Annotated in this window: 15 protein-coding genes; all 15 read left to right on the top strand. The window is 39.3% G+C overall.

Translation table 11 applies throughout. The annotated features are described in order from the left end of the window. The 15 genes from nusA to dpaB all read left to right on the top strand — a co-directional run bounded on the left by nusA (nt 1) and on the right by dpaB (nt 13,906). The gene (gene nusA / locus DX933_RS04425) at nt 1-1,122 is read left to right on the top strand and encodes a transcription termination factor NusA (protein ID WP_123315275.1); all 1,122 of its coding nucleotides are present in this window, start codon (nt 1-3) and stop codon (nt 1,120-1,122) included. A 76-nt stretch (nt 1,123-1,198) separates the two neighbouring features. Beyond that, nucleotides 1,199-1,471 (top strand): RNase P modulator RnpM, encoded by a 273-nt coding sequence (rnpM, locus tag DX933_RS04420; protein ID WP_123315274.1) that lies wholly within the window; start codon nt 1,199-1,201, stop codon nt 1,469-1,471. Beyond that, nucleotides 1,468-1,770 (top strand): L7Ae/L30e/S12e/Gadd45 family ribosomal protein, encoded by a 303-nt coding sequence (locus tag DX933_RS04415; RefSeq protein ID WP_123315273.1) that lies wholly within the window; start codon nt 1,468-1,470, stop codon nt 1,768-1,770. Before rnpM ends, DX933_RS04415 begins: the two co-directional genes overlap by 4 nt. 16 nt (nt 1,771-1,786) lie before the next feature. Beyond that, entirely contained in the window at nt 1,787-4,024 is a 2,238-nt protein-coding gene (infB, locus tag DX933_RS04410) for a translation initiation factor IF-2 (RefSeq protein WP_123315272.1), read from the top strand. Further along, nucleotides 4,021-4,299, top strand: a complete 279-nt coding sequence (locus DX933_RS04405; protein ID WP_123315271.1) for a DUF503 domain-containing protein — start codon at nt 4,021-4,023, stop codon at nt 4,297-4,299. Before infB ends, DX933_RS04405 begins: the two co-directional genes overlap by 4 nt. A 66-nt stretch (nt 4,300-4,365) precedes the next feature. Further along, entirely contained in the window at nt 4,366-4,707 is a 342-nt protein-coding gene (rbfA, locus tag DX933_RS04400) for a 30S ribosome-binding factor RbfA (RefSeq protein ID WP_123315270.1), read from the top strand. Nucleotides 4,708-4,830: 123 nt separating this feature from the next. Then, nucleotides 4,831-5,733: a tRNA pseudouridine(55) synthase TruB gene (gene truB / locus DX933_RS04395; protein WP_123315269.1), complete on the top strand. Its 903-nt coding sequence runs from the start codon at nt 4,831-4,833 to the stop codon at nt 5,731-5,733. 11 nt (nt 5,734-5,744) lie between these two features. After that, nucleotides 5,745-6,692: a bifunctional riboflavin kinase/FAD synthetase gene (locus DX933_RS04390; protein WP_123315613.1), complete on the top strand. Its 948-nt coding sequence runs from the start codon at nt 5,745-5,747 to the stop codon at nt 6,690-6,692. Nucleotides 6,693-6,837: 145 nt separating this feature from the next. After that, the gene (gene rpsO, locus DX933_RS04385; protein ID WP_123315268.1) at nt 6,838-7,107 is read left to right on the top strand and encodes a 30S ribosomal protein S15; all 270 of its coding nucleotides are present in this window, start codon (nt 6,838-6,840) and stop codon (nt 7,105-7,107) included. A 179-nt stretch (nt 7,108-7,286) separates the two neighbouring features. Then, nucleotides 7,287-9,398, top strand: a complete 2,112-nt coding sequence (locus DX933_RS04380; protein WP_123315267.1) for a polyribonucleotide nucleotidyltransferase — start codon at nt 7,287-7,289, stop codon at nt 9,396-9,398. Between the two features lie 160 nt (nt 9,399-9,558). Then, a complete protein-coding gene (locus DX933_RS04375) occupies nt 9,559-10,509 on the top strand; it encodes a polysaccharide deacetylase family protein (RefSeq protein ID WP_123315266.1) in 951 nt (316 codons plus the stop codon). 58 nt (nt 10,510-10,567) lie between these two features. Beyond that, nucleotides 10,568-11,800 (top strand): M16 family metallopeptidase, encoded by a 1,233-nt coding sequence (locus DX933_RS04370; protein WP_123315265.1) that lies wholly within the window; start codon nt 10,568-10,570, stop codon nt 11,798-11,800. Nucleotides 11,801-11,862: 62 nt separating this feature from the next. Further along, complete coding sequence (locus DX933_RS04365) at nt 11,863-12,105, top strand: YlmC/YmxH family sporulation protein (protein ID WP_123315264.1); 243 nt, start codon at nt 11,863-11,865, stop codon at nt 12,103-12,105. Nucleotides 12,106-12,414: 309 nt separating this feature from the next. After that, nucleotides 12,415-13,293, top strand: a complete 879-nt coding sequence (gene dpaA, locus DX933_RS04360) for a dipicolinic acid synthetase subunit A (protein ID WP_123315263.1) — start codon at nt 12,415-12,417, stop codon at nt 13,291-13,293. A gap of 7 nt (nt 13,294-13,300) precedes the next feature. Beyond that, nucleotides 13,301-13,906, top strand: coding sequence for a dipicolinate synthase subunit B (dpaB, locus tag DX933_RS04355; protein ID WP_123315262.1), 606 nt, complete (start codon nt 13,301-13,303; stop codon nt 13,904-13,906). Nucleotides 13,907-13,958: the final 52 nt, after the last annotated feature.

The raw sequence follows: 13,958 nt of genomic DNA, 5'->3' as shown, positions 1-13,958 counted from the left end.
TTGAGCAGCAAGTTATTTGAAGCAATTGAATATTTGGCAAAGGATAAAGGGATTGAAAAGGAAGTGCTATTGGAAGCATTAGAGGCAGCACTTATCTCAGCATATAAGAAAAACTTTAAATCAGCATCAAACGTCCGAGTGGATTTGGATGAAACTGCTGGTACGATGCGGGTGTTTTCCCGTAAAACAGTTGTGGATGAAGTAGAAGATAGCCAACAGGAGATTTCATTAGCGTCTGCAAAGGACATGGATCCTAATTATGAGCTTGAAGATGTTATTGAGGTAGAAGTAACTCCGAAAGATTTCGGTCGAATTGCGGCACAAGCAGCAAAACAAGTTGTTACGCAGCGTGTACGTGAAGCTGAACGTGGCGTCATTTTTAATGAATATGCGGATCGTGAAGAAGATGTCATGACAGGTATTATTCAAAGAAAAGATTCCAAATTTGTTTATGTTAATCTTGGGAAAATCGAGGCTAAGCTGGCAGATACAGAACAGATGCCAACTGAAGAATACGATGTACATGACCGCATTAAAGTTTATGTAACGAAGGTTGAGAATACAAGTAAAGGTCCACAAATCTTTATCTCACGTTCGCATCCCGGCCTTTTAAAACGACTATTTGAAATGGAAGTACCAGAGATTTTTGATGGTATTGTAGAAATTAAATCGATTGCACGAGAAGCGGGAGACCGCTCTAAGATTTCGGTTTATGCACCGGATCCAGATGTTGATCCAGTTGGTTCGTGTGTTGGCCAAAAGGGTCAGCGTGTGCAAGCAATTGTAAATGAATTAAAAGGTGAAAAAATCGATATCGTTGAATGGTCAGAGGACCCAGTAGTGTATGTATCAAATGCATTAAGTCCATCTAAAGTTGTCGATGTAATTGTTGATGAAGAAGAAAAAGCAACGACTGTTATTGTTCCTGATTATCAGCTGTCATTGGCAATTGGAAAACGTGGTCAAAATGCACGACTGGCAGCTAAGCTAACAGGGTGGAAGATTGATATTAAAAGTGAAACAGAAGCGAAAGAACAAGGATTATTGGATGAAGATGCATTGAAAATGGATGAGCCTGATGAATTTGAGGAAGATGCTTTCGAGGATGACCTGTTTCAATAAAACCTCCATTGATGGAATGCTTCCATAATGCCTTTTTTAATAGAATAAGCTGATGTTAAAAGGGGGAGGATGCCTTATGGTACAGAAAAGAAAAGTGCCACTGCGGAAATGCATCGTAACGAATGAAATGAAGCCGAAAAAAGAATTAATTCGTGTGGTTCGTAATAAAGACGGGGAAGTATTTGTTGACCCAACTGGTAAAAAGAATGGACGCGGTGCGTATCTTACGATTGATTTAGATGTCATCAATCAAGCAGAACAATCAGGTGTATTAAATCGTCAGCTTCAAACTGAAATTGAGGATGCCATTTATGAAGAACTTAAACAACTGGCAAATAAGAAACAATGAAAAATAATTATTTAAATATGTTAGGTTTGGCTATCCGGGCTGGAAAATGCTCACTTGGAGAAGAAACGATTGTGAAAGATATTCAGCGTAATCGTGCGAAGCTGGTTTTGCTGGCAAACGATACCGGTCCCCAAACAATGAAGAAAATTACGTATAAATGTAAGTCATACCAGGTGCCTTTTGCGATAGTGGACGATCGGGAGACAATATCCCACGCTATTGGAAAGTCACAACGGGTAGCTATCGCTATTTTGGATGCGGGATTTGCAGCCAAAATCCAATCGCTGCTCGGCAATTAAACCCGGGGGTGAACGTATGAGTAAAATGCGTGTTTATGAATATGCAAAACAAAATAATACGACAAGCAAGGAAGTAATTCAATTTTTGAAAAGTATGGATGTAGAAGTTTCTAATCATATGTCTATGATCAGTGAACAAGTAAAATCTAAGCTGGATGAAAAATTCGGCTCAAAATCAAACAAACAAGTGGACGGACAACGTGCTAAACAGCCACAACGTACCCAACAAGAGGGATCAAAGCAATCTGGCCAGTCAAAGGGCAAGCAACAGCAATCCCAAAATAAGCAGGGTAAAGGACAGGGAAAGCAACAAGCTTCAGGGCAGCAAAAACAGCAAAATCAGCAGAGCCCACAGGCTAAAAATAATCCACAGCAACAAAATAAGCAGCATCCGAATAAGCGACAAGGAAATAAACAGCAGCAAAAACCGCATCAACAACGAGCAAAGGGTAAAAAAGGAAAAGCCCCACAACAGCAGCAACAGCCTGTTGTGAAAGAGACGCCAAAAGAAATAAAATATAGCGGCACATTAACCGTTAGTGAGCTGGCTGAAAAGCTTAATAAAGATGCGACAGAAATTATTAAGAAGCTGATGTTTCTTGGTGTAATGGCTACGAAAAACCAGGATCTTGACGATGATGCAATTGAGTTAATTTGTGAAGAGTTTGGCGTAGCGGTTGAAAAGGAAATTATTTTAGAAGATACAGATTTTGATAAATATATTCAAGAAGAAGATGAAAAGAATCTAGTAGAACGTCCAGCTGTTGTAACGATTATGGGGCATGTTGACCATGGTAAAACAACTTTACTTGATTCGATTCGTCATACAAAGGTAACGGAAGGTGAAGCTGGAGGAATCACGCAGCATATTGGTGCATACCAAGTGGAAAGTGAAGGTAAGAAAGTAACCTTCTTGGATACACCAGGCCACGCTGCATTTACAAGCATGCGTTCACGTGGTGCACAGGTTACGGATATTGCGGTACTGGTTGTTGCTGCAGATGATGGTGTAATGCCACAAACAGTTGAAGCAATTAGTCATGCAAAAGCGGCAGAAGTACCAATTATTGTCGCTGTCAATAAAATGGATAAAGAAACAGCTAATCCAGATCGTGTGATGCAGGAATTAACAGAATACGAATTAATTCCTGAGGATTGGGGCGGAAACACCATCTTCGTTAACCTATCTGCCATCAAACGTGAGGGAATTGATGATTTACTGGAAATGATTCTCTTGGTTGCAGAAGTAGAAGAATTAAAAGCAAATCCAAAAGCAAATGCATTTGGTACAGTTATTGATGCCCAATTGGATAGAGGAAGAGGTTCCGTGGCAACATTGCTTGTCCAAAATGGTACATTGCGTGTAGGGGAATCTGTTGTAGTTGGTAACACATATGGCCGCGTACGCGCAATGGTCAGTGATATTGGGAAGCGGGTAAATGAGGCTGGTCCATCTACTCCGGTAGAAATTACTGGATTAAATGATGTGCCACAGGCAGGCGATCAGTTCCTGGTTTTCCAAGATGAGAAAAAGGCAAGACAAATTGGAGAAGCTAGACAGCAGAAGCATATCCAGGAAACAAGAAGTGAACAAACAAAGGTTAGCTTGGAAGACCTATTTGAACATATTAAACAAGGTGAGTTAAAAGAAATTAAACTGATCTTAAAGGCTGATGTTCAAGGTTCTGCAGAGGCATTAGCTTCCTCTCTACGTAAAATTGAAGTAGAGGGAGTAAACATTAAGATTATTCATTCTGGTGTAGGGGCAATTACGGAATCAGATATTATTCTTGCGTCTGCATCAAATGCCATTGTAATCGGCTTTAATGTGCGTCCTGATGTGAATGCACAAAAAGCAGCCGAATCAGAGAAAGTAGACGTTCGTCTGCATCGCGTCATTTACAAAGCTATTGAGGAAATGGAAGCAGCTATGAAAGGCTTACTAGATCCGGAATATGAAGAAAAGGTAATTGGCCAAGCAGAGGTTCGTGAAACATTTAAAGTATCTCGTATTGGTACAATTGCTGGTAGCTATGTGACAGATGGTAAAATTACGAGAGATGCTGGTGTAAGATTAATTCGTAATGGTATCGTTTTGTTTGAAGGCGAGATTGATGCATTGAAACGTTTTAAAGATGACGTCAAAGAAGTAGCCCAAAACTACGAATGTGGTATTACTATTAAAAATTACAATGATATTAAAGAAGGCGACATTATCGAAGCGTTCGTAATGGAAGAAATCGAACGCGTATGATCGTTTATGCTGAGGTAGAATGTATGATGTATGATGGTCATTCGCTGAAGCAGAAGCGCTCGCTAATCAAAAAAGTGCATACAAAGCTACAGCGTAATTTAAATGTTGCTGTAACGGAATTAGATTTCCATGATTTATGGCAACGAACGAAAATTGGGCTGGTAACCATTTCGAATGAAAGTGTCCATGCTGAGCAGGTAATTCAGGAGGCATTGCGAATCATTGATTCCTTCCCGGAATTGGAGCGGACCATCACACATGTTGAAAAATGCTAGTGATTTAAAAGTTTCGTTTAAATAGCACACAGCTGGTACATGGTTTTCATTAAAGAGGTGAAGAATATGAGTAATGTAAGAGCAAATCGTGTTGCAGAGCAAATGAAAAAAGAGCTGGGTGAAATCCTTACTAGAAAATTGAAGGATCCGCGTGTTGGTTTTGTAACGATAACAGATGTTCAGGTGACTGGAGATTTGCAACAGGCGAAAGTGTTTGTTTCCATCCTTGGTGATCAAAAGGAAAAAGAAGAAACACTGCTCGGACTGGCGAAAGCCAAGGGGTTTATTCGCTCAGAAATTGGTCAACGAATTCGTTTGCGAAAAACGCCAGAGCTTACTTTTGAATTTGATGAAGCATTAGCTTATGGCAACAAGATTGAATCCATTCTTAGAGATTTAAATAAATAATGGTATTTGCTGCCTGGCTCATTTAAGATGTAGATGAGCCAGGTTTTTTACCGTTATTTTAACATCTAATAGAATGATCATATGACGATGATATAGTCAAAGCTTGTATTGGGGGATTGAATAATGAACGGTATTCTGCCATTATGGAAACCAAAAGGCATGACCTCCCATGATTGTGTCATGCGCATGAGACGTATTTTTAAAACAAAAAAAGTAGGACATACAGGCACACTCGATCCAGAGGTAGAAGGCGTACTCCCAATTTGTATTGGTCAAGCAACCAAAATTGTGCCTTTTCTAACAGCTACAACCAAAACATATGAAGCGGAATTAACACTTGGTACAGCAACAGAAACAGAGGATAAACATGGCGCAACAATTGAGGTCGTACCAGTGGATCATCCACCTGCAAAGCATGAGGTTGAGGAAGTATTGAAGTCTTTTGTTGGTGAAATCACCCAGATTCCACCAATGTACTCTGCTGTGAAGGTAAACGGTAAGAAGCTGTACGAATATGCGAGGGCAAATCAGACTGTCGAGCGACCACAACGTCAAGTAACTATATTTCGAATCACCCCGAAGGATTCATCAAGGTGGACAACAACCGCTTGTCGATTTGAAGTAGAATGTTCAAAGGGAACCTATATCCGAACGCTTTGTGTTGATATTGGGAAAGCACTTGGTTATCCCGCCCATATGTCTGATTTGGTTCGGACAAAAACAGGAGCCATTCACGCTGAGGATACCATTCGTTTGGAAGAAGTAGAAGCCGTAACAACTACCGATGGTTTAGCGCAGCTATTATTACCAATGACGATGGGAATTACCCATTTAGATGTCCTTTATGTAGACACGGACTTACGAAAACGCGTACAATATGGTCAAAAGCTTATGCAGCCAAAACAGCCATTAAAAACGAATCCTTTTGCTGTCATGTATCAGGACGAGCTGTTGGCAATTTATCAAAAACATCCGGACCATGATGATCAGATTAAACCTGTTCGAGTATTCGGAGAAAGAGAATGAAGGTGAAAGCCATGAAGACAATTGAATTAACATATCCCCATATATTAAAGGAACAAGATCTACCGGAAAGTGTTTGTGCGCTTGGTTTTTTTGATGGTATCCATCAAGGTCATCAAAAGGTGATTCGTACAGCAGTTGCGGAAGCAAAACGGAGAAATATGGCAAGTGCAGTCATTACATTTCATCCGCATCCTTCTGTCGTTTTACGAAAAAATGGAAATAAAGATGTTCAATATATTACGCCTTTAAAAGAAAAAGAAGAAATTTTACGTCGGATGGATGTGGATCGGCTTTATATTATTACATTTAATATGGAATTAGCAGGTCTGTCACCACAGGATTTTATTGATCATTTTGTCGTAGGTCTCCATATAAAACATGTTGTTGCTGGGTTCGATTTTACATATGGTCATAAAGGACAAGGCAACATGACAGAAATAGGAAAGCATGCGCAAGGACGATTTACCTACTCGGTTATTGATAAAGTAGAGCTCGAAAATGAAAAAATAAGCTCTACAAGAATTAGAGGCTTGCTGCAGGAAGGCGATGTAGCAGAAGTGAAACGACTATTAGGACGTCCATTAACCATTTCGGGCGTTGTTGTCGAAGGAGCCAAACGTGGTAGGGTATTAGGATATCCAACCGCTAATTTAGACGTGAATGAGGCTGCTTTGCTTCCTCGTTCAGGTATTTACGCGGTAAAAGTAATCTATAAGCAGCAAATATACGAAGGAATGGCTAGTCTTGGTACTAATCCTACCTTTACAGAGGATAGACTGGATTTATCATTAGAGGTTCATATTTTAGATTATAATAATGATTTATATGGCGAAGAATTGCAGCTGGAATGGCATGATTTTATTCGACCAGAGGAAAAGTTTAATCAGGTGGAGGAGCTTATTCGACAAATAGAAGATGATGAGCGGAAAATACGGGCATTATTTGCCAAATTAAAATAAGATTGCTTGTCAGATGCTTATTTTCACTTGCATTTTTCCTGAAAAAGAGTTACGCTTAAAAACGTAAAAACCTTCGCTTGGCAAATTGTAACTCCGACGTTTGCTAGGGGAATGGGGATTTCAAAAAAATTAGGAGGTGAGCCAGATGGCTATCACAAAAGAACGTAAGAATGAAATTATCAACGAATACAAGGTTCATGAGCAGGACACTGGTTCTCCAGAGGTACAAATTGCTGTACTTACTGAAGAAATTACAACATTAAACGAACATTTACGTGTTCATACGAAAGACCACCATTCACGTCGCGGTCTATTGAAAATGGTAGGTAAACGTCGTAACTTGTTAAACTACCTACGTAACAAAGATGTTACACGCTATCGTGAATTGATTCAAAAGCTTGGATTACGTCGATAGACATTCAGGAAAAAGCAGGAGAAATCCTGCTTTTTTTCTAATGTTTATTACTGCTGTTTAGGCTTTATTTTTGCATGCTATCATATTCATTCCAACTTTTGGACTACATAACATGTACATTCATGATAAAACAATATAAAATAGAGTCAGCATGTTTTTTGAAAGGAGTAACACTACTAATGGCAGAAGAGAAAAAAGTATTCTCCACTGAAATATCTGGAACTAAATTTACGATTGAAATAGGAGAAGTTGCAAAACAAGCAAATGGCGCTTGCATGGTTCACTATGGTGATACGGCTGTGTTATCTGCTGCTACTGCATCAAAAGAACCAAAAGACCTACCATTCTTTCCACTCACAGTAAATTATGAAGAACGTTTATATGCTGTAGGTAAAATACCTGGAGGATTTATTAAACGTGAGGGAAGACCGAGTGAAAAAGCCATTTTATCTTCTCGATTGATTGATCGCCCGATTCGTCCGCTTTTCCCAGATGGCTTCCGTAATGAAGTTCAAGTGATTAGCACTGTGATGAGTGTGGATCAGGATTGTTCATCAGAAATGGCGGCAATGATTGGATCATCTGTAGCACTTTGTATTTCAGATATTCCATTTGAACAGCCAATTGCAGGTGTTCATGTTGGACGTGTTGATGGAGAATTTATAATCAACCCAACAATCGAGCAACAAGAAAAAAGTGATATCAGTTTAACTGTTGCTGGAACAAAAGATGCGGTTAACATGGTAGAAGCGGGTGCGCTGGAGGTTTCCGAGGAAACCATGCTAGAAGCGATTTTGTTTGGTCATGAAGAAATTAAACGATTGGTTGCTTTCCAAGAGGAAATCATTGAATCCGTAGAGGTAGTTAAATCAGAGGTAGCTTTATTCCAATTGGATGAGGAGCTTACCCAAGAGATCGAAGGCACTGCAAAGGACAAGCTACTAGCTGCTATTCAAGTGAAGGAAAAGCATGCGCGTGAAGATGCGATTGCGGAAGTAAAGGCGGAAGTACTTGCAAATTATGAAGAAGCAGAACCAGAAACAATCAAGCAAGTAAAATCAATCCTTGATCATATGGTGAAGGAAGAAGTTCGCCGCTTAATTACAATTGAAAAAATTCGTCCGGATGGTCGGAAGATTGATGAGATTCGACCATTATCCTCTCGTATTGGTGTGTTACCAAGAACACATGGTTCGGGATTATTCACCCGGGGGCAAACACAGGTGTTAAGTATTTGTACGTTAGGTGCATTGGGTGACGTGCAAATTTTGGATGGTCTTGGCTTGGAAGAATCGAAACGTTTCATGCACCATTATAATTTCCCTCAGTACAGTGTTGGGGAGACTGGACCAATTCGTGGACCAGGTCGTCGTGAAATTGGCCATGGTGCACTGGGAGAGCGTGCCTTGGAGCCTGTTGTACCTGGCGATAATGAATTCCCGTACACCATTCGACTCGTTTCAGAGGTGCTCGAATCTAATGGTTCCTCCTCACAAGCAAGTATTTGTGCGAGTACGCTAGCTATGATGGATGCAGGAGTACCAATCAAATCACCGGTAGCAGGGATTGCCATGGGACTGATTAAATCCGGAGACGAATACTCTATTCTATCTGACATTCAAGGAATGGAAGATGCATTAGGTGACATGGACTTTAAAGTAGCTGGTACTGCTAAAGGGATTACTGCTTTACAGATGGATATTAAGATTGACGGATTGTCTAAAGAAATTCTGGAAGAAGCAATGAGTCAAGCGAAAACAGGTCGTATGCATATTTTAGATTCCATGATTGCTACGATTGCAGAGCCAAAATCAGAGCTATCTCCATATGCTCCGAAAATCTTAACGATGTCAATTCATCCCGATAAAATTCGCGATGTCATTGGACCAAGTGGTAAACAAATCAATAAAATTATTGACGAAACCGGCGTGAAGATTGATATTGAACAAGATGGTAGCGTCTATATTTCCTCCACAGATGCGGAAATGAATGAAAAAGCAAAAAGTATTATTGAGGACCTTGTACGTGAAGTAGAGGTTGGTCAGATCTACCTTGGTAAAGTAAAAAGAATTGAGAAATTCGGTGCTTTTGTAGAGTTATTTAAAGGAAAAGATGGACTTGTCCACATTTCCGAGCTACAAGAGACACGTACAAATAAAGTAGAAGACGTTGTCAAAATTGGTGACGAAGTCCTCGTGAAGGTGAAAGAAATTGATCATCAAGGTCGAGTAAATTTATCTCGTAAAGCTGTATTGATGGAACAGAAGGAAAAAGAAAAGAAACAAGACTAACCAAAAGCTGGAATGCTGATAATGATACACATAGCTGTTTATAGAAATAGCTTTCGGTGTACTTATCCATTCTAGCTTTTTAAATGGATTGAATCTCTGACGTAGGAGCATCGCATATCTTGTCCCATATCGGCATATGTTGTATGGGGAGGGAACACGAATGCGGTCTTATCGAACTTTAGTGAATGTGTGTTTATTAGTGATTTTGGTATTTTTAGCAATGAATCAAACCTACAATCCATTTACAGGCCAAAGTCTTGAAGCCGACTTTTTTATGCAAGCATCTAAAATGGAGTCAGGGCTTTATAAGGAAATTGAGGCAAAGCGTGATGATTATGCCATAAAGGCTGAAGATGCGGTCATTGACCGTGTTTGGAAGAAGACTCCTGGTTTGAATGGATTACAGGTGAACGTAGATAAGTCTTACCAAAAAATGAAGAAAAAAGGCGAATTCCAAGAAGATTTACTAGTGTTTGATCAAATTACTCCCGATGTTACGCTGAAGGATCTTCCAGCAGCGCCAATTTATCGTGGCCATCCAAAAAAGCAAATGGTTGCATTATTAATCAATGTTTCTTGGGGAACGGAATATATTCCATCTATTTTACGTACATTAAAGGAGAAAAATGTAAAAGCTACATTCTTCATTGAAGGGAAATGGGCAAAGGAAAATGCCAGCTATGTGCAAATGATGGAAGAGGAAGGGCATGTGATTGGCAGCCATGCGTATAATCATCCTGATATGGCGAGGATCTCCAATCAAGCTGCCCTTGATCAATTAACACAAACAAATAATATATTAAAAGCCATTACTGGAAAACAACCTGTTTATTTTGCTCCTCCAAGTGGAAGCTATACAGACCATGTTGTTGAGCTTGCACACCAATTGAAGATGGAAACCATTTTATGGACGGTGGATACGATTGATTGGAAGAAACCATCTGTATCTGTTATGATAAATCGAGTGATGAGCAAGCTTCATCCAGGTGCAACGATTCTTATGCATCCAACAGCTGCTATTGAAAAAGGATTGCCACAGTTAATCGACGATATTTCGGATAAAGGTTATCGGTTAGGGACGATCCAACAGCTGTTAAGCGAAGAAAGATAATTAAATTATTAATAAAATACTTATATGTTATTTTCAGCATAGGTTTGGAGGCAGCAGCTTGGTTATTAAGCACACGTGTAAGAATGGATTGCGGATTGTTTTGGAGGAAATTCCAGCAGTGCGATCTGTAACAATTGGTATTTGGGTTTTAACTGGTTCGAGAAATGAAACAGAGGCAAACAATGGGTTGTCACATTTTTTAGAGCATATGTTTTTCAAAGGAACGAAATCTAGAACTGCACAACAAATAGCAGAATCATTTGATGCCATTGGCGGTCAAGTAAATGCGTTTACATCTAAAGAATATACATGCTTTTATGCAAAAGTACTTGATAGCCATAAAGAACAGGCTTTGGATATTTTAAGCGATATGTTCTTTCATTCTACTTTTGATGAAAATGAACTGGAACGTGAAAAAAAAGTAGTGCTTGAAGAAATTAAAATGTATGAGGATACACCAGATGATATGGTGCATGATTTATTAGCACGTGCATCGTATGGAACACATCCACTGGGCTATCCAATACTTGGCACGGAAACGAATCTTCATTCCTTTACATCTAATGACTTACGCGACTATATCGCTGCACAATATGCACCAAAAAATATTGTCATATCTGTTGCTGGTAATGTAGATGAAACGTTTATCGATCAAATCGAGCAATTATTTGGTGACTACACATCCGATAAAAATCAAAATGAAATCTCGAAACCAACATTTCTTGCACAATCGATTCATCGTCACAAGGATACAGAGCAAGCACATCTTTGTCTAGGATATAACGGATTATCGGTATTAGATCATCAAATCTACAGTCTTGTGATCATGAATAATGTATTAGGCGGTAGTATGAGCTCCAGGTTATTTCAGGAGGTAAGAGAGAAACAAGGTCTAGCATATTCTGTTTTCTCCTATCACTCTTCCTTTCTAGACAGTGGCATGTTAACAATTTATGCAGGAACAGGAAGAGAGCAGCTTCCTTTACTGGAGGAAACCATTCAGCAAACGATATTGTCCTTTATGAAGGATGGTTTGACAGATAAAGAGCTCAAGAACAGCAAGGAACAATTGAAAGGTAATTTCATGCTGGGTCTTGAAAGTACGAGCAGTCGTATGAGTAGAAATGGTAAGAATGAGCTGTTACTTGAACGTCATCGTTCCTTAGACGAAATGATTGAAGAAATTGATGCTGTAACACATGAATCCATACAGCAAGTGATAGAATCTACTTTTCAATCTGAACCTTCCACTGCTGTTATCGCACCAAAAAATGATGAGACCAACCTATAAAACATAGGTTGGTTTTTTGCTACATAGAATGTAATAGACCGAAAAAAAAGGAGGCGGATAAAATGCGGTATAAGGAGATTAGTGGAAAGGAAATTGTTGATATTAGTCAGGGAACTCGGCTTGGTATTCTAGGCCAAACGGATTTGGAAATTGATCGAAGGACGGGACAAATAAAGGCTTTCATTATCCCTAACTATAAATGGTTTGGTCTTAAAAAAGAAGGAGAAGAAGCTACCATTAAATGGAATGCAATAAAAAAAATTGGGGAAGACATGATTTTAATTGAAGCGGATCCCTCCTCTTAAAATAACTGTTTCCGTCATTTGAAGGAATATATTTTTGTTTACAATTGGCTATCACCCATTTTGATGTGGGTGATAGCTTATTTTTTTGTCACGATTAGATAATAAAATCAATTGGTTTTGTTTGATAGATGCTCTGTCTACTCATTTCCATTCGCATTTCCGTTTAATATTGTCATTTGATGATTCTATTCATGGGTTACTCGCCTTTTTTTAGATTTTCTTTGTAATTGCAGGCACTCTCCGCCTATAAACACATAAGCTATATATGAATCAAATGTAAGCTTGAAATGAATGGGTTGGGGGATGTGTATGGATAAAGACATGCGAATAGCGATTTTAGGTGGGGATGCAAGATATATTGAGTTAATTAGGCAGCTTCAGCATATACCAAATGTGCAGCTGTTTTTAGTTGGTTATGACCGATTGGAGCAAAGCTTTACCAGCTCTAGACAGTTAGACTTTAATGAATTAGAGCCTAAGCAGCTGGATGCAGTTATTCTTCCTATTACAGGCACAAATCAGGAAGGACACATTACGTCTACTTTTTCAAAAGAAGCCATTCAATTGACCGAGGATTGGATGACACAGTTAAAAGAAACAACCATTATATTTACTGGAATTTCCAATGACTATTTAACAGAACTTGCCGGGAAAACGAATAAAAAGCTCATCCCATTATTGAATCGGGATGATGTAGCAATTTATAATTCTATTCCAACTGCTGAAGGAACGATTATGATGGCGATCACCAATACAGATTATACCATTCATTCGTCTAGGGTCATTGTAGCTGGATTCGGCAGAGTAGGGCATACAGTGGCTAATAAATTTGCCGCACTTGGTGCCAAGGTGTCTGTTGCAGCAAGCAGTCTGCACGATTTAGCTAGAATTACCGAAATGGGATTAACAGCTGTACCGCTCCACAATCTCCAAGAATATGCGGGCCAGTGTGATATTCTCATCAACACGATTCCTGCCCCTGTTATTAAAAAAGATTCGATTAGCCAGTTACCTTCACATGCCCTCATATTCGACTTGGCTTCTGAACCAGGTGGAACAGATTTCAAATATGCAGAGCAACGTGGTATTAAGGCGATTTTAGCCAAAAGCCTTCCAGGTGTCGTTGCGCCAAAAACAGCTGGAAAAATTTTGGCAGAAGTCATAAAACAAATATTAGAAGAGGTGTGATAGCAAGATGGACTTAAAAGGTAAGCGGATTGGATTTGGTTTCACTGGGTCACATTGTACGTATGATGATGTATTTCCGCAGCTGCAACGATTGGTTGACTTAGGTGCTGATGTTGTGCCAATTGTTTCTTATACGGTCCGAAATACCGATACAAAGTTTGGAAAAGCAGAGGATCATATTGAAAAAATAGAGTTCATTACAGGTAAAAGGGTTATATCGACAATGCCTGAGGCTGAACCACTTGGCCCCAAGCATCCATTGGATATTATGGTGCTTGCCCCGCTGACAGGGAATTCCACGAGTAAGCTAGCAAACGCTTTAACAGATTCTCCTCCACTTATGGCAGCCAAAGCAACCATGCGAAATCGTCGTCCTGTCGTTATTGGTATTTCTACCAATGATGCATTGGGTTTAAATGGCGTAAATATCATGCGATTAATGGCAAGCAAATTTATTTATTTCATTCCTTTTGGTCAGGATAATCCATTTGATAAACCCAATTCGCTTGTGGCTCATATGGGACAATTAGCGGAAACGGTGGAGGCTGCATTAGAATTTAATCAACTTCAGCCAATAATAATTCCTTATGTTGAGAATAATGTGTTAAAATAGTAAATTAAAAGCTTGTTACCGACGAATCATGTCGGTGGGGAAGGGAGAAAAA

The sequence above is a fragment of the Ornithinibacillus gellani genome, from assembly GCF_003730295.1.
In the GTDB taxonomy this organism is placed as follows: domain Bacteria; phylum Bacillota; class Bacilli; order Bacillales; family Amphibacillaceae; genus Ornithinibacillus_A; species Ornithinibacillus_A gellani.
Note: the sequence above shows the minus strand (reverse complement) of the source record. Positions and strands in the feature narration are given on the sequence as shown.